Below are 15,311 nucleotides of genomic sequence, written 5' to 3'. Positions count from 1 at the left end.
CTCATGACCGTGCTGAGAGCAACTGCGCTGAGCCACACCGGCAAGGTGCGGCGCAACAACCAGGATTCGGCCATCGCCGGTCAGTACCTGTTCGCCGTCGCCGACGGCATGGGCGGACACGCCGGCGGCGACATCGCCTCGGCGCTCACCGTGCAGTCACTGGTCGACCTCGACCGACGCTTCGACACCGTCGACGAGGCCGCGAAGGCGATCGAGCTGGCGCTGCGGCGGGCGAACGCGACGCTCTCCGAGACCGTGGCCGACTACCCGGAGCTCACCGGCATGGGCACCACGTTCTCGGGCTTTCTCGCCGTCGACGACTCCGCGGTCATCGCGCACATCGGCGACTCGCGCATCTATCGCTGGCGCGATGGTGAACTCACCCAGCTGACCAAAGACCACACCTTCGTGCAGCGTCTGGTCGACGCCGGTCGCATCACCCCAGAAGAGGCGCTGGTGCACCCCCGACGGTCGGTCATCATGCGCGTACTCGGCGACATCGAGGCCAATCCCGACATCGACGTCTTCACCGAGCAGATCAACCCCGGCGACCGACTGCTGATCTGCTCCGACGGTCTGAGCGGGCCGGTGGGCGACGAGGCGATCGCCAAGACTCTGGCACGAGGCGACAGCGCCGATATGACCTGCGCGCATCTGCTCGAGCTCGCGCTGCGCAATGGTGCGCCTGACAACTGCACTGTGGTGCTGGTCGAGCCCGATGCCGACCCCGACGCCACTCCGCACGGCACACCCGGGCATCCGGTCATCGTGGGCGCGGCGGCACGCGAGGTGCGCTTCGACCACCTCGAACGCATCCGCACACAGAAGGCGCAGAGCCTGCACGCCCTGCGTGAGGCGGCCAGCCATCTCAAGCCGCGACGACTCGAGCCCACTCAGTTCGAGTCGCAGGCCGACGAATACCTCGACGAGCTGATCGCCGAGACCAGACGCCGCACCGTTCTGCGCCGGGTCGTGGTCAGCGTGCTGAGCGTGCTGATCATCGGCGGCATCGGCCTCGGCGCCTGGCTCGGCTGGCGCTGGACGCAGACGCAGTACTACATCGGCGAAGACGCCGGCTACGCCGTCATCTACCAGGGTGTGAATCAGCAGGTCGGCCCGTTCAGGCTCAGTCACACCGTCGACGACTCGCGGCTGCCGCAGATTCCGATGTCTGACCTCGACGAGCTCACGCAGCAGCAGGTGCGCGAGACGGTGGCCTTCCCCTCGCTCGACGCGGCCGCCAGTCGCCTCGGTGAGCTGAACAGCGAGCACCGCCGACGCGACAGCACCGAGCAGCCGCAGTCGACGCAGAGCCCGCAGCCCGACGACGGCACCGGGCCGGTCTCGGTCGCCGAGCCCGATGAAACTCCCCTGACCGCGCATCCTGACGGCAGCGCGTCGCCGCGCGCCACGACGAACGGGGCCGCCCAGTGAGCCGCCAGCACAACCTGCGTCTGGTCGACCGGAATCTGCGCGGCATCGAGCTGATGCTGCTCGTTCTCGGCGCCATCGTCTCGGCACTCGGTCTGGCAGCCGTGCAGCTCGGCGCGCTCGGCGCGCTCGACATTCCCCCGTTCGTCATCGGCGCCGTCTTCTGGGCGGCCGTGCTCGCCCTGCACATCGTGCTGCGTGTGCGGGCGTCGAAGGCCGACCCGATCATCCTGCCCATCGCCGCGACGCTGAACTCGATCGGCATCGTCGCGATCTACCGCATCGACATCGCCCAGGGGTCGACCGGTTCGACCCCCGCGATGCGACAGGCGCTCTGGGCGACGGCAGCCGTCGTCATCGCCGCGGTCGTGCTGTACTTTCTGCGCAACCACCGCGTGCTGCAGCGATACACCTACGTGTTCATGCTGGCGAGCATCGTGCTGCTGGTCCTGCCCATGATTCCGGGCATCGGCACATCGCTGGGCACCAATGCCGAGCTCTGGGTCAAGCTGGGGCCGGTCACCTTCCAGCCCAGCGAGTACGCGAAGATCACGCTCGCGGTCTTCTTCGCCGGATACCTGGTCGCACGCGGCGAGAGCATCACCGCTGCCGGCCGCCGCTTCGCCGGCATGACCTTCCCGCGCCCCAAAGACTCCGGGCCGATCCTCGTCGTCTGGGCGATGGCGATGACCGTGCTGGTGGTGCAGAAAGACCTCGGCACCTCGCTGCTCTACTTCGGCCTCTTCCTGGTGATGCTCTACGTCGCCACCGGGCTGGCCAGCTGGGTGGTCATCGGGCTGCTCATGTTCGTCGCCGGCGGCCTCGCCGCCTACCGCTTCATTCCGCTCGTGCAGGGCCGCATCCACGCCTGGATCGACCCGCTCGACGACACGCTCTACAACCAGCAGTACGGCGGCAGCTACCAGCTCGTGCAGGGACTCTTCGGTCAGGCGCACGGCGGCATGTTCGGCACCGGCTGGGGGCGTGGCTACCCGCAGCTGACCCCGCTCGCTCGCTCTGACTACATCTTCACCAGCATCGGCGAAGAGATCGGTCTGATCGGCATCTTCGCCATCCTCTGCCTGTTCCTGCTGCTCGTCGGCCGAGGGCTGCGCGTCGGCTTCACCGCGAGCGACGACTTCGGCCGCCTGCTGGCCACCGGGCTGTCGTTCGTGCTCTGCCTGCAGGTGTTCATCGTTGTGGGCGGTGTGACGCGGGTGATCCCGCTCACCGGCCTGCCCACACCGTTCCTCGCAGCCGGCGGCTCGAGTCTGCTGGCGAACTGGGTCATCATGGCCCTGCTGCTGCGCATCACCGACTCGATTCGCTCGCAGGCCGACCGATTCGGGGCCCTGCGCAGCACGGCGGACGCTGCCCCGGCATCCGCCGTCGGCTCGCCTGCCGAGAAGGAGGCCCACTCATGACCACGCGTCTGCGCCGGGTCGCGATCGTCGTCTTCCTGCTCTTCATCTCGCTCTTCGTGTCGACGAGCCTGATTCAGGGCATCTTCGGCGAGCAGCTCAACAGCGACCCGCGAAACTCGCGCGCCATCCTCGACGGCTTCAAGGTGCAGCGCGGCAGCATCGTGGTCGGCAACCAGGTGATCGCGCAGTCCGACCCGGTCGACAACCAGTACCGGTTCACCCGCAGCTACCCCGGCGGCGAGATGTACTCGGCCGTCACCGGCTGGTACTCGCACAGCCTGGCTCCGACCGGCATCGAGAGCGCCGAGAACCTGACGCTGACCGGCACCAGCCGCGGTCAGACCATCGACCAGCTCGTCGACCGCATCAACGGCACCGAGCCGCGGGGCTCCGACGTGGTGCTGACGATCGACCCGGCCGTACAGAAGGCCGCGTGGGATGCCTTGGGCGATCGCAAGGGCGCAGCGGTCGCCATGGACCCCTCGACCGGACGCATCCTCGCGATGGTCTCGAAGCCCGGCTTCGACGCCGCCAAGCTCGCCGACAACGACACCGCTCAGGCCAACCAGGTCTTCGATCAGCTCAATGCGGCGGAGGACAAGCCTCTGGTGAACCGCGCGATCGGCGGTGACACGTATCCTCCCGGGTCGACGTTCAAGCTGATCATGTCGGCGGCCGCACTCGAGAACGGCTACACGCCCGAGAGCACCTTCCCCAACCCCGGTTCGCTCACCCTCACCGGCACCAGCACACAGATCTACAACGTCACCAAGCGCGCCTGCGGCAACGGCGGCGCCGAGACCACGCTGAAGACCGCGCTCCAGTACTCGTGCAACATCCCGTTCGCAGAGCTCGGGCCGCAGCTGGGCGAAGACAAGGTCGCTTCGACGGCCAAAGACTTCGGTTTCGGCGAGAACCAGCAGATTCCGCTCGACGTCACCGCGAGTCGATACCCGACCGGCATGAGCACCGCGCAGCTGCAGCTGTCCAGTTTCGGCCAGTACGATGTGCGCGTCACGCCGCTGCAGGTCGCCTCGATCTCGGCCACGATCGGCAACAAGGGCGCCCGCATGCAGCCCGGGCTGATCGACGCCGTGCGCGGCCGCGATCTGTCGGTCACACAGCAGTTCTCTCCGCAGAAGCTCAACCAGGCCATATCTGCAGAGAACGCACAGACTCTCACATCGATGATGGTGAACAATGTCTCATCGGGCGAGATTTCAGGTGCAAGAATAGACGGGGTTGAGGTCGCCGGAAAGACGGGCACCGCTGAGACCACCAAAGAGAGCCAGTACAATCTCTGGTTCACCGGCTTCGCGCCGGCGAACGATCCCAAGGTCGCAGTCGCGGTCGTGGTCGAAGAGGGCGGCGCTTACGGTGACTCAGAGGGCTCGAACCGGGTGGCGGCTCCCATGGCGCAGAAGATCATGAAGGCGGTGTTAGACAGATGAGACCCACAGAAGGCCTCACGTACGGCGCACGATACAAGCTCACGAGCCGTATCGCGGTCGGCGGAATGGGCGAGGTCTGGAAGGCCTATGACGAGGTCATCGGTCGCGACGTCGCCATCAAGATTCTGAAAGACGAGTACATGGGCGACCCCGGGTTCTTGGAGCGCTTTCGCGCCGAGGCTCGGCATGCCGCACTCGTGAACCATGAGGGCATCGCCAGCGTCTACGACTACGGCGAAGAGAAGGGCAGCGCCTATCTGGTGATGGAGCTCGTGCCCGGCGAACCGCTGTCGAACGTGCTCGAACACGAGCGCGTTCTGCCGGTCGACCAGGTGCTCGACATCGTCGCCCAGACCGCGCAGGCGCTTGCCGCCGCGCACAAGGTGGGTCTCGTGCACCGCGACGTGAAACCGGGCAACCTGCTCATCACGCCCGATCACCATGTCAAGATCACCGATTTCGGCATCGCCCGCATCGCCGATCAGGTGCCCCTGACGGCCACTGGGCAGGTCATGGGCACTGTGCAGTACCTTTCGCCCGAACAGGCGAGCGGTCACCCGGCGTCACCGGCCACCGACATCTACTCGCTGGGCATCGTGGCTTACGAATGCCTGGCCGGTCGTCGGCCCTTCACCGGCGAGAGCCAGGTCGCCATCGCAATGGCCCAGATCAACGAGACTCCCCCGCCGCTGCCCACCAGTGTGCCTGCCGCGGTGAACAAGCTCGTGATGAGCTGCATCGCCAAGAACCCCGCCGACCGCCCGCAGTCGGCCACGCATCTGGCCAAAGCTGCTGAGGCACTGCGCGTGGGCGACATCCGCACTGCGGCCATGGAGGTTCCGCAGGTCACGCCGACCGGGCAGCAGACCACCGCGCTCGAAGAGACCGCGCTGATCGGCACCACACAGGATGCCACCCAGCCGGCCACTGCCATCATCGGCACACAGAACGGGCAGCCGCTGCTCGACGCCAGCGCAACCCAGGTCGACGATGCCAAAAAAAGCAAGCCGAAGAAGAAGCGCAACAAATGGACGTGGCCCCTGGTCGCGCTGATCGTGCTCCTGCTGCTCGTCGCCGGTGGCAGCGTCTGGGCGCTGCTGGCCAATCAGAGTGCGCCCGAACCGCCGGCCCCGAGCCCGACGGTGACTGAGACGCCCTCAGAGACTCCCTCTGAGAAGCCGTCTCCGACGCCGACGCGCACGCCGAGTCCGACACCAACGCCGACACCGACACCCACGCAGAACACGGTGACCATTGCGGCCGACGAATTCGTCGGGCAGGACATCGCCGCTGTGCGGGCCCAGTTGAACGGCAAGGGGCTCTCGGTCAACCAAGTCGAACAGTCGGTGAACTCGCAAGACCAAGACGGCAAAGTGCTCAGCCATGAGGCCGGCACCTTCCAGCCTGGTGTGAGCATCAGCGTGACGGTGGGCCAGTACACGAAACCGGCATCCTCCTACACGGACAAGGCGTCCTGTGAGAACGCCGGGCACACTTGGACGCCACCTTCGACGGCAACTCCTACGCCAACACCTGCGCCGACAGGTAAGTGCAGCTGATCCAGTTCCCCAGTCTGCAGACGATCTTCGGCTGTCACGCTGTTCATCTCAATGCGCTCACAGGCAGCACTTGCCCGGCGACCAGCGACACCGTCTGAAGCATATGCGAACAGCAATTTGTCTCACCAAAGCCTGTCTGCGGTGGCAGCTGCCGTGCTTCCGCTAGACTGGCCGACGGAATCTACTGTCTATAGGTGGGTGTATGAGTGAACAGCCGTTGTTGAGCGGCCGATACAGAGTCGGCCGTCTCATCGGGCACGGTGGTATGGGTGACGTCTACCTTGGCACCGATACCCGACTTGGTCGCACCGTGGCCATTAAACTGCTTCGACCTCAGCTGGCAGATGATCCGATCTTCCAGAAGCGCTTTCGCAATGAGACCACCGCTGCAGCTCGCATGATCAGCCCGTACATCGTGCGCACGTACGATGCCGGGCAGGACATGATCGCCACGGGGCCGAACGCGCGCCCTCAAGAGGTGCCGTTCCTCGTCATGGAATACGTCGAGGGGCAGACGCTCAAAGAGAAGCTCGCGAAGGGCACGATCGACCGCGCCGAGGCGCTGAAGATCACCGACCAGGTGCTGCGTGCCCTCGAGTACTCGCACCGGGCCAACATCATCCACCGCGACATCAAGCCCGGCAACATCATGATCACCTCGAGCGGCGACGCAAAGGTGATGGACTTCGGCGTGGCGCGTGCGCTCAGCGAGAGCGAGGGCACCGTCGCCCAGACCGGTTCGGTCGTCGGCACCGCACTCTACTTCGCACCTGAACAGGCTCGCGGCGACCGTGTCGACGGTCGTTCAGACCTCTACAGCGTCGGCGTCATCCTGTACGAGATGCTCGTCGGTCGTGTGCCGTTCAAGGGCGACAGCCCGGCGTCGATCGCCTATCAGCATGTGAACGCGACCGCGCCGACCCCGAGCAGCCTCAACGACGCTCTCGGCGAGAACGACGACCGCGTCATTCTGTCGGCCCTCGCGAAAGACCCGACGCGTCGGTACCAGACCGCCGAAGACTTCCGAGCCGACGTCGATCGACTGGCGCAGGGTCTGCCCACTCGCGGCCCGAGCTACGATGCGGCGAGCACTCTGATTCTCGAAGACTCCCCCATCGACGACGCGCTCGATCTCGACCCTGAAGACGACGACCCTTCGTCGCGGTTCATCGATCGCGAGCTGCGCAAGGGAGGCATCGGCACCATCTGGGCCATCGTGATCGGCGTGGGCGTCATCGGCGTCATCGCCGTTCTCTGGCTCGCCTTGCTGCAGCCGCGCATCGCCAGCCCCGAGGGGGCTCAGGTCGCCGTTCCGAACCTGGCCGGAGCCACCTATCAGACCGCCGAGCAGCAGCTGAAAGACCGCGGGCTGAACCCGGTCAAGGTCGATCAGACCGACGACTCGGTCTCGCCTGGTCGCGTCATCGAGACCGACCCCCCTGCAGGCGCCCTGGCTCTGGCCGGCAGCGACGTGCAGGTGAAGGTCTCCAGCGGCGCCCCCATGGTCACCATCCCCGACGTCTCGAAGCTCACTCAGGACGAAGCCACCAAGAAGCTGACCGATGCCGGTCTGCAGATCGGTCAGATCACGCAGGTGATCAACGGCGACATTCCCACCGGTCAGGTGATCGCCTCTGAGCCCACTGCCCAGAGCCAGGTGCGCTCCGGAACCTCGGTGCGCCTGCAGGTCTCTTCCGGCCGTGTCGTCATCCCAGACGATCTTGTCGGCAAGCCGATCAACGACGCGATCAGCCAGCTGCGCGACCTCGGGCTCTCTGCCCGGCCACAGCCGGTGCGCCGCTGCCAGGCCTCGTCCTACACCGTGCAGTACTCTGACCCGAAACCGGGTACCGAACTGGCTGCGAACGCCTCGACCGAGGTCATCCTGTACTACTACATGGCTGACAGCTCGAAGTGCGCACCACCACCGTCGCCGTCGAGTGAGGCACCGGCCCCTGAGTCGTCGGCACCGCCGGCTCCGTAGTCGGCTCGGCGGCTCACGCCTCGTTGATCAGCGGGCTGAGGTGGGCGGCGCGTTCCGCAGCCCCCTTGACGCCGGCCAGTTCGAGCCAGTTTCCGAACTGACGGTAGCCGTGCTCGGTCAGCACCGACTCCGGGTGGTACTGCACACCCCACAGAGGCAGCTCACGATGCTGGAGCGCCATGATCACCCCGTCATCAGTGCGAGCCGTCACCTGCAGCTCGGGCGGCACCGTGGCATCCACCACCGCCAGTGAGTGGTATCGCGTGGCCTGAAACCGCTCGGGAACACCCGCAAAGAACGGCACGTCGTCATGCACGACGTTCGAGAGCCGGCCATGCATCAGCTGCTCGGCGTTCGACACCGTGGCTCCGTACACCTCGGCCAGCGCCTGGTGCCCCAGGCAGACGCCCAGCATGGGCAGGCGATGTGCCGCAGCCCAGCGAATGGCATCGGGGCTCACTCCGGCATCGGCCGGGGCTCCCGGTCCAGGCGAGATCAACAGCCCGGCGACGCGGCCCAGAGCCTCGTCGAGATCACTGGTCTGCAGCTCGTCGTTGCGCACGACCGTCGTCGTCGCGCCCAGCTGCTGCAGGTAGCCGTTGATCGTATAGACGAAGCTGTCGTAGTTGTCGACGACGAGAATGTCGCTCATCAACCCACCGTCGCTTCGCCGGTGTCGACCAGGGTGTTCACCCAGGGAAAGACGACCCAGTTGAGCAACGCGAGCACTGCGCCGACCAGAATCAGCGACTGCAGCAGTTTGACCGGCCACGGGCCCGGCAGAATTCTCCAGATCAGTCCGTACATGGGTCAGCCTTTCTGCAGATAGTCCAGTGACGCGGGCGCCCCGGCCGAGCGCGGCTGGAAGTTGTCGAGCACACCGTACGAGATGATCCGCTCACCGTTCGTGAAGGGATACGGGTTGCAGCTCGTGACCGTCAGCAGCCGGTCAGTGGCCTGCACGCTGCTCTGCGGCACCGGATTCAGCACGTTCACGTCGACGTCCATGACGTACTCGGTGTTGCGGTAGGTGTAGGTGTACCAGCCGTCTTTGGTCTCGACGACCATCTTGTCGCCGACGGTGAGGCTGTCGACGTAGCGCAGGCTCGATCCCTGACCGCCACGATGTGCGGCGACCGCGAAGTTGCCGACCTGGCCGGGCATGTTCGTATCGGGATACCAGCCGAAGCCGATGTGGTCGAGCACGGGCTTCTTCTCGACTCCCCGAGCGATCGGCCGCTGCCATTGGTCGCCGAGTCTCTGAATGTAGAGCACTCCGAAGATGTCGTTGCCCTCTGGGTGGATGCTCGGGTCGCCCGGCGTCGACGTGGCCTGCCCGCCCGTTCCTGGGGCTGCCTCCTGCTGCCAGCCCTGCGAGATGCCTGCTGCGGCTCTCTCCTGAGAGCGGTCGATGTTGGAGTCGTTGAGCGACATCTTCCAGCCGATGAAGAGCAGCACGAGCACACCCGCTGTCAGCATGAGCTCGCCGATCACCGTCACGATGGCCGACCCTACCGAGCGACGTGCGCGGCGCGGCTGCTCGCTGCGGCGGCGCTCTCGGCGCGACATCGATTCACTCACAAGTCTGCACTCCTTGGGCTACACTGTACTTCCGTGGCGAACAACAAGAAAAAGAACTCCGACCGGCAGGATTCGACCGAGACGGCCGGCCGGTCGAAGAACACGAAACCGAACCCACCGTGGTTCAAGTTCGTCATGTTCGGCCTGATGGCCATCGGCCTGCTCTGGATCATTGTCTTCTATATTAGCTTCAGCGCCCAGTGGCCGATCCCGGCCCTCGGCCAGGGCAACATCCTCGTCGGCTTCGGCATTCTGATGGTCGGCTTCTTGATGACCACTCGCTGGCGCTGACCTCGGCCGCGGTGCCGGTGAACGACCACATCACCACCTAGCGCTGCCAGAGCATCCCCGGGGCGATCGCGAAGAGCACCACCATGACCACGCCGAGCACGACGAAGTAGACGATGCGCAGCGTGCGGTCTTTGGGCTGACGCGTCTCGGCCAGAATGAGCCCGCTGAGCAGCCCCACGACGAGACCGCCGAGGTGCGCCTGCCAGCTGACCCCACCGGCGAAGAACCCGTAGAAGAAGTTGATCGCAAGCAGCACCAGCAGCTGAGTCGTCTGACCACCCAGTCGACGCTGCATCACCAGCAGCGCGCCCATCATTGCGAAGAGCGCGCCTGATGCGCCGATCACCGCTGTCTGTGGCGAGAGCAGGTAGACACCCAGTGCGCCGCCCACGAGACCGAAGACGTAGAGCGTGATGAAGCGTCCGCGACCGAGCATCGGCTCGAGAATGGTGCCGAAGATCCAGAGGGTGTACATGTTCAGCAGCAGATGCAGCGGCAGCACTCCGAGCGTGGAGTGCACGAAGCCGTAGGTGACCGCACGCCAGGGCTCAAAGGGGATCAGTCCGGAGAAGCCGGACTCAGGGCCGGCGAGAAAGAAGGTGCCGACATATGCACTGTGAAACTGCATCAGCGAGGTGAAGCCGGGCACGACGAGCTGCAGCAGATAGCCCAGCACGCACAGGGCGATGATCACATAGCTGACTACGGGTGCGCCAGGACGTTGGAACGCCCGACGCACCCGCTGGGTCAATGACGGCATGCGTCAGGCCTTGACGACGTCGACACCGGTGATGACCACGTCCTCGACCGGGCGGTCGCCGGGCTGAGTGGCGACGGCGGCGATCTCGTCGACCACCTTGCGCGAGGCGTCGTCAGCAACCTCGCCGAAGATGGTGTGGTGGCCGTTCAGCCATGGGGTCGCGTCGACGGTGATGAAGAACTGCGAGCCGTTGGTGCCATGCCCGCCGCGCTGGCCGGCGTTGGCCATCGCGAGCAGATAGGGCTTCGTGAACTGCAGCTCGGGGTGAATCTCATCGTCGAAGGCGTAGCCCGGGCCGCCGGTGCCGGTGCCGATCGGGTCGCCGCCCTGGATCATGAAGCCTGGGATCACGCGGTGGAAGATCACATTCTGGTACAGGGGAGTGGTCTGAGTCTCGCCGGTGCCCGGGTGCTTCCACTCTTTCTCGCCGGTGGCGAGACCGACGAAGTTCTCGACGGTCTTCGGTGCCTGAAAGCCGAAGAGGTTGATGACGATGTCACCGTGGTTCGTGTGCAGAGTCGCAGTATGCGTGTGCTGAGTCATGCGTCGATTCTCGCACAACCGGCGATGCTGGCAAGATGCGTTGAGTTTGTCACAGATGTCTGACGGCCGCTGCCTGAGATGGCACAATGGGCACAGGAGGTCACACCATGGCAGACAAGGCAACTGAGAACGTCGAACAGCTCAAGACGCGCCTCGAAAAGGCGATCCGAGACTTCGAGCACTTCACGAACAACACCGTCAAACCCCTGGCGCAGAAAGGCGCAGAGGTCGCCGGCCAGACCACACAGGTCGCAAAAGAGCGCTTCTACAGCGATGTGGTGCCCGCCGCGATCACGGCTGTCGGCACTGCGAAAGCCGTGCTCGAAGCACTGAAAGAGGCACCGGTCAACGCCGATGTCGCCGAGAACGTGCGCCGCGGGGCGGCCGATCTCAAGCAGAGCGCCGAGCAAACTGCGGCAGAGGTGAAAGATGCTGCGGTCGAATCGGTGAAACAGACGAAGAAAGCGGCCAAGAAGGCGGCCAAGAAGGCGAAGCAGGCAACGCACGAGGTGTCCGAGCAGGTCGCCGACGCAACCGAGCCGAAGAAGGCGGGTGCCGGGCGGTGGCTGCTGCCGACGCTGGGCATCGCGGCCGTCGTCGGCATCGGTGTCGCCATCGTGCGTGCGGTGACGCTGGCCGACGAACACTGGATCGGCATCGACGACGAGTTCGACGACGATCTCTGATTCTCTCGTCTGCACCGATCAGCACTGCTGACTAACAGCCGCGAAGTGTCCCAGAACAAGACACTTCGCGGCTGTTTCTCTGCTGTTCAGAGGTCGTCGTCTCACCGCCGATACACTTAAGCCGACGGGGGAATCCGTCGACCCAACACTGCGACAGCCGCCGTGCGTGTGCTGTCGCGCCACGCAAGGGAGACAACCACACCATGAAGGCAGCACGCTTTTACGACCGCGGCGACATTCGCATCGAAGACATCGAGCCCCAGCAGCTGAAGCCCGGCACGGTGCGCATCGATGTCGCCTGGTGCGGCATCTGCGGCACCGACCTGCACGAGTTCCTCGACGGCCCGATCTTCGTGCCCCCGGCAGGCCATCCGCATCCCATCTCGGGAGAGTCGGCTCCCGTCACCCTCGGGCATGAGTTCTCAGGCGTCATCAGCGAGGTCGGCGAAGGCATCGACGATCTCAAGGTCGGCGATCACGTCGTCGTCGAGCCGTACATCATCAGCGACGACGTCTACACCGGCCCAGAGAGCAAGGACTACCACCTCTCGAAAGACATGAACTTCATCGGCCTCGCCGGTCGCGGTGGCGGCCTTGCCGAGAACGTCGTGGTGCGCCGCCGGTGGGTGCACAAGATCGATGCAGGTCTGCCCCTTGATCAGGCCGCACTCATCGAGCCGCTCTCCGTGGCCTATCACGCCGTCGAGCGCTCCGGCGTTCAGGAGGGCCAGACCGCCATCGTCGGCGGTGCAGGCCCCATCGGTCAGCTGACCGCAGCCGTGCTGCACGCGCTGGGCGTGAAGGTCATCATCTCCGAGCTCAGCCCGCTGCGCCGCCAGAAGGCTCTCGACGCCGGCGTCGCCGACTACGCCTTCAACCCGGCCGAGGTCGACGTGGTCGAAGAGACCCGCAAGCTCACCGACGGCAAGGGTGCCGACGTCGCGTTCGAGTGCACCAGCGTCCAGGTCGTGCTTGACACCCTGCTCGACGCCGTGCGCCCGACCGGCGTCATCGTCATCGTGTCGATTTGGGGCAAGAAGGCCGAGCTCGACATGCACAAGATCGTGATGAAAGAGCTCGACATCCGCGGCACCATCGGCTACGTGAACAGCCATCCGGCCACGATCAAGCTCGTCGAGAGCGGCAAGATCGACCTCAAGCCGTTCATCACCGGCAAGATCGCGCTCGATCACCTGGTCGACGAGGGCTTCGACACGCTGATCCATCGCAATGAGAGGGCCGTGAAGATCCTGGTGTCGCCCTCCGGCAAGGGCCTCGACCAGAAGTAGACACGACGGCGGTCGGTGCACGCACACTGACCATGATCGAGAGGCGGGTCGTATATACCACTGTTGGCATATACGACCCGCCTCTCAGACGACTACGCTGAACCACGGCCCCCGCACGAGCACCGACGCTTTCTGAGAGTCGTGCCTTCGTGCGCCGACTGACGAACAGAGGATCCGCGTGAGCGATCAGCCCGCACCGTACGGCACTGCAGCACCGAAGCCGACGAGCCGAGTGCGCATCCCGCACCTGCAGCAGATGAAAGAGCGCGGCGAGCGATGGGCGATGCTCACCGCGTACGACATGTACACCGCGCAGATCTTCGAAGAGGCCGGCATACCCGTACTGCTCGTCGGTGACTCCGCGTCGAACAACGTGTTGGGCAACGAGAGTTCGCTGCCGGTGACCGTCGACGAAATGATCATGCTCACTCGTGGCGTCTCACGAGCGGCGAAACGCGCGCTGATCGTCGCCGATCTTCCCTTCGGGTCGTATCAGGCGTCGCCCGAGCAGGCCTTCCTCACCGCTGCACGCTTCATGAAAGAAGCTGGCGCACACGCGGTGAAGCTCGAAGGCGGGCTTGAAGTCGTGCCGCAGGTCGAGAAGCTCGTGCGCAGCGGCGTTCCTGTGATGGCGCACATCGGCTTCACCCCGCAGTCCGAGCATCAGCTCGGAGGCTATCGTGTGCAGGGCAGGGGAGACGACGGCGCCCGCCTCGTCGCCGAGGCACGAGCGCTCGAGGCCGCCGGGGCATTCGCCGTCGTTCTCGAGATGGTGCCCGCGGCCGTCGCCGCAGAGGTCACCGCCGCCCTGCACATACCGACCGTCGGCATCGGCGCCGGCGCCGAATGCGACGCTCAGGTGCTGGTCTGGCAGGATATGGCGGGGCTGCGCGCCGGCCGCATGCCGCGCTTCGTCAAGCAGTACGCCGACGTTCGCGGCGTTCTGACGGATGCTGCGCGGGCGTATGCCGCAGAGGTCGCGTCCGGCGCATTCCCCGGCCCCGAGCACCAGTTCTGAGTCGCTGCGCACTCATCTGCCGCCCCGAGCAGTACCAGCGCCCCAACCATCTCGCACCCTCAGCACCAGCACCACCACCAGCACCAGCCCACTACGCACAATTCGTGGTTTACCCCAAGGTTTCCCACATCTATCGCTACACGTCGACCGGCTGACCGTGCTTGGTTCACCATGAGTGCATGACCCGCCGTGCGAAGCCACTCCCAGACGTTCTTCCGAACGTATTCTCCGTCTCACAGGCGTTGGCCTGCGGCGTCTCCCCCTGGCGGCTTCGTGGCGCCGATCTCTACACGCCGTTTCGCGGTGTCCGCGCTCAGGGCGAGGCTGCTGAGCTCATGCACTGGCAGCTCCCACAGCATCCCAACCAGCACCCGTCGGCGCTGTCGGTGCAGCGCCAGCACGAGCTGATCCGCACACTTGCGCACGCATACTCCTATCTCCTGACTCCTGACCAGTGCTTCAGCCATTCCACCGCTGCGCTGCTCTTCGGACTGCCGCTTCCGCGGCTTTCGCACCATGACATCCACCTGGCGACGACGCACCCCGGCCGGAGGCCCCGTGTGAAAGGAGTCAGAGGCCACCTCTTGACGCCGGGCACTCAGCGCATCGTGCGCGAGTGGATGCCGCTGGTGAACGTCGCCGACACTTGGGCATCTCTGGCCGACAGCCTGGGCCTCTTCGATCTTGTCGCGGCCGCAGACGCTGCCGTGCGCATCGACCGTCGGCCGTGGCCCGTCAGGCGGACGCTGCAACGACCTCCGCTCACCACGCTGACCGAACTGCGCCACGCAGTCGACCGCTACCACCGAGCGGGCGCCCACACGCTGCGCCGCGCACTGACACACGTACGCGAGGATTCCTGGTCCAGACCGGAGTCATGGGTTCGGCTCATCCTCGTCCAGGCGGGTCTCCCAGAACCTGCGCTCAACAAGGATCTCTTCGACGACACCGGAGCCTGGATTGCCTGCGTCGACGGCGCGTATGAGCGATTTCGCGTCTGCTACGAGTACGAGGGTGGCCACCACTTCGCAGACCGCAAGCGCTTTCTGCGCGATGCGGAGCGTCGAGAGCAGCTGCAGGCCGCCGGCTGGATCGTCATCGTGCTCACCGCCGACCACGTCTTCAATCGCCCCGCCTTGGCCATTGCGCGGCTGCGCAGCGCGCTGACTCAACGAGGGATGCGATTGTGAGACGACGGGGATGCGATTGTGAGGTGACCTCCCGCACACGCGCACAGCGCACTCGGGAGCAATCCGATCTACACTTTTTGCGGAAATATCGACCTTTGAGCACG

Annotated in this window: 15 protein-coding genes; 10 read left to right on the top strand and 5 right to left on the bottom strand. The window is 65.4% G+C overall.

The window, feature by feature from the left end; genetic code table 11:
- Nucleotides 1–3 precede the first annotated feature (3 nt).
- From F8O06_RS00460 to pknB, 5 genes are all read left to right on the top strand, one after another.
- Complete coding sequence (locus tag F8O06_RS00460) at nucleotides 4–1,434, top strand: PP2C family protein-serine/threonine phosphatase (RefSeq protein ID WP_158036977.1); 1,431 nt, start codon at nucleotides 4–6, stop codon at nucleotides 1,432–1,434.
- On the top strand, nucleotides 1,431–2,855 hold the full coding sequence (locus F8O06_RS00455; RefSeq protein ID WP_225733305.1) for an FtsW/RodA/SpoVE family cell cycle protein: 1,425 nt from the start codon (nucleotides 1,431–1,433) through the stop codon (nucleotides 2,853–2,855). Before F8O06_RS00460 ends, F8O06_RS00455 begins: the two co-directional genes overlap by 4 nt.
- Nucleotides 2,852–4,306: a peptidoglycan D,D-transpeptidase FtsI family protein gene (locus F8O06_RS00450; RefSeq protein WP_158036976.1), complete on the top strand. Its 1,455-nt coding sequence runs from the start codon at nucleotides 2,852–2,854 to the stop codon at nucleotides 4,304–4,306. Before F8O06_RS00455 ends, F8O06_RS00450 begins: the two co-directional genes overlap by 4 nt.
- Nucleotides 4,303–5,865, top strand: coding sequence for a serine/threonine-protein kinase (locus F8O06_RS00445; RefSeq protein WP_158036975.1), 1,563 nt, complete (start codon nucleotides 4,303–4,305; stop codon nucleotides 5,863–5,865). Before F8O06_RS00450 ends, F8O06_RS00445 begins: the two co-directional genes overlap by 4 nt.
- Nucleotides 5,866–6,067: 202 nt before the next feature.
- Nucleotides 6,068–7,849 carry a Stk1 family PASTA domain-containing Ser/Thr kinase gene (pknB, locus tag F8O06_RS00440; RefSeq protein WP_158036974.1) on the top strand — a complete coding sequence of 594 codons (1,782 nt, stop codon included), beginning with the start codon at nucleotides 6,068–6,070 and terminating at the stop codon, nucleotides 7,847–7,849.
- A gap of 13 nt (nucleotides 7,850–7,862) precedes the next feature.
- Here pknB and F8O06_RS00435 read toward each other — a convergent pair whose 3' ends face one another.
- From F8O06_RS00435 to F8O06_RS00430, 3 genes are read right to left on the bottom strand one after another with little or no spacing between them, the layout of a single operon-like run.
- Nucleotides 7,863–8,501, bottom strand: coding sequence for an anthranilate synthase component II (locus tag F8O06_RS00435; RefSeq protein ID WP_158036973.1), 639 nt, complete (start codon nucleotides 8,499–8,501; stop codon nucleotides 7,863–7,865).
- Nucleotides 8,501–8,656 (bottom strand): hypothetical protein, encoded by a 156-nt coding sequence (locus tag F8O06_RS12120; RefSeq protein WP_192496582.1) that lies wholly within the window; start codon nucleotides 8,654–8,656, stop codon nucleotides 8,501–8,503. The genes F8O06_RS00435 and F8O06_RS12120 overlap by 1 nt, the downstream gene beginning before the upstream one ends.
- 3 nt (nucleotides 8,657–8,659) lie before the next feature.
- The gene (locus F8O06_RS00430) at nucleotides 8,660–9,430 is read right to left on the bottom strand and encodes a class E sortase (RefSeq protein ID WP_225733304.1); all 771 of its coding nucleotides are present in this window, start codon (nucleotides 9,428–9,430) and stop codon (nucleotides 8,660–8,662) included.
- Between the two features lie 33 nt (nucleotides 9,431–9,463).
- Between F8O06_RS00430 and F8O06_RS00425 the strand changes: the two genes are divergently transcribed.
- The gene (locus F8O06_RS00425) at nucleotides 9,464–9,721 is read left to right on the top strand and encodes a cell division protein CrgA (protein WP_158036972.1); all 258 of its coding nucleotides are present in this window, start codon (nucleotides 9,464–9,466) and stop codon (nucleotides 9,719–9,721) included.
- Between the two features lie 37 nt (nucleotides 9,722–9,758).
- On the opposite strand, the gene F8O06_RS00420 is transcribed toward F8O06_RS00425, so the two are convergent.
- On the bottom strand, nucleotides 9,759–10,481 hold the full coding sequence (locus F8O06_RS00420; protein ID WP_158036971.1) for a rhomboid family intramembrane serine protease: 723 nt from the start codon (nucleotides 10,479–10,481) through the stop codon (nucleotides 9,759–9,761).
- A 3-nt stretch (nucleotides 10,482–10,484) separates the two neighbouring features.
- The gene (locus F8O06_RS00415) at nucleotides 10,485–11,024 is read right to left on the bottom strand and encodes a peptidylprolyl isomerase (protein ID WP_158036970.1); all 540 of its coding nucleotides are present in this window, start codon (nucleotides 11,022–11,024) and stop codon (nucleotides 10,485–10,487) included.
- Nucleotides 11,025–11,131: 107 nt separating this feature from the next.
- On the opposite strand from F8O06_RS00415, the gene F8O06_RS00410 reads away from it, so the two are divergent.
- From F8O06_RS00410 to F8O06_RS00395, 4 genes are all read left to right on the top strand, one after another.
- Nucleotides 11,132–11,710: a hypothetical protein gene (locus F8O06_RS00410; protein ID WP_158036969.1), complete on the top strand. Its 579-nt coding sequence runs from the start codon at nucleotides 11,132–11,134 to the stop codon at nucleotides 11,708–11,710.
- A 203-nt stretch (nucleotides 11,711–11,913) separates the two neighbouring features.
- A complete protein-coding gene (locus F8O06_RS00405; protein WP_158036968.1) occupies nucleotides 11,914–12,999 on the top strand; it encodes a 2,3-butanediol dehydrogenase in 1,086 nt (361 codons plus the stop codon).
- 178 nt (nucleotides 13,000–13,177) lie between these two features.
- Nucleotides 13,178–14,017 carry a 3-methyl-2-oxobutanoate hydroxymethyltransferase gene (panB, locus tag F8O06_RS00400; protein ID WP_158036967.1) on the top strand — a complete coding sequence of 280 codons (840 nt, stop codon included), beginning with the start codon at nucleotides 13,178–13,180 and terminating at the stop codon, nucleotides 14,015–14,017.
- A 179-nt stretch (nucleotides 14,018–14,196) separates the two neighbouring features.
- A complete protein-coding gene (locus F8O06_RS00395; protein ID WP_158036966.1) occupies nucleotides 14,197–15,207 on the top strand; it encodes a hypothetical protein in 1,011 nt (336 codons plus the stop codon).
- The last annotated feature ends 104 nt before the right edge of the window (nucleotides 15,208–15,311 follow it).

The organism is Pseudoclavibacter sp. CFCC 14310, assembly GCF_008831165.1.
Lineage (GTDB): Bacteria > Actinomycetota > Actinomycetes > Actinomycetales > Microbacteriaceae > Pseudoclavibacter_A.
Note: the sequence above shows the minus strand (reverse complement) of the source record. Positions and strands in the feature narration are given on the sequence as shown.

Coding starts and splice junctions, on each gene's coding strand:
- F8O06_RS00450 (WP_158036976.1), top strand. CDS start 2,852: ATGACCACGCGTCTGCGCCGGGTCGCGATCGTCGTCTTCCTGCTCTTC.
- F8O06_RS00445 (WP_158036975.1), top strand. CDS start 4,303: ATGAGACCCACAGAAGGCCTCACGTACGGCGCACGATACAAGCTCACG.
- F8O06_RS00420 (WP_158036971.1), bottom strand. CDS start 10,481: ATGCCGTCATTGACCCAGCGGGTGCGTCGGGCGTTCCAACGTCCTGGC.
- pknB (WP_158036974.1), top strand. CDS start 6,068: ATGAGTGAACAGCCGTTGTTGAGCGGCCGATACAGAGTCGGCCGTCTC.
- F8O06_RS00415 (WP_158036970.1), bottom strand. CDS start 11,024: ATGACTCAGCACACGCATACTGCGACTCTGCACACGAACCACGGTGAC.
- F8O06_RS12120 (WP_192496582.1), bottom strand. CDS start 8,656: ATGTACGGACTGATCTGGAGAATTCTGCCGGGCCCGTGGCCGGTCAAA.
- F8O06_RS00405 (WP_158036968.1), top strand. CDS start 11,914: ATGAAGGCAGCACGCTTTTACGACCGCGGCGACATTCGCATCGAAGAC.
- F8O06_RS00395 (WP_158036966.1), top strand. CDS start 14,197: ATGACCCGCCGTGCGAAGCCACTCCCAGACGTTCTTCCGAACGTATTC.
- F8O06_RS00460 (WP_158036977.1), top strand. CDS start 4: ATGACCGTGCTGAGAGCAACTGCGCTGAGCCACACCGGCAAGGTGCGG.
- F8O06_RS00410 (WP_158036969.1), top strand. CDS start 11,132: ATGGCAGACAAGGCAACTGAGAACGTCGAACAGCTCAAGACGCGCCTC.
- F8O06_RS00435 (WP_158036973.1), bottom strand. CDS start 8,501: ATGAGCGACATTCTCGTCGTCGACAACTACGACAGCTTCGTCTATACG.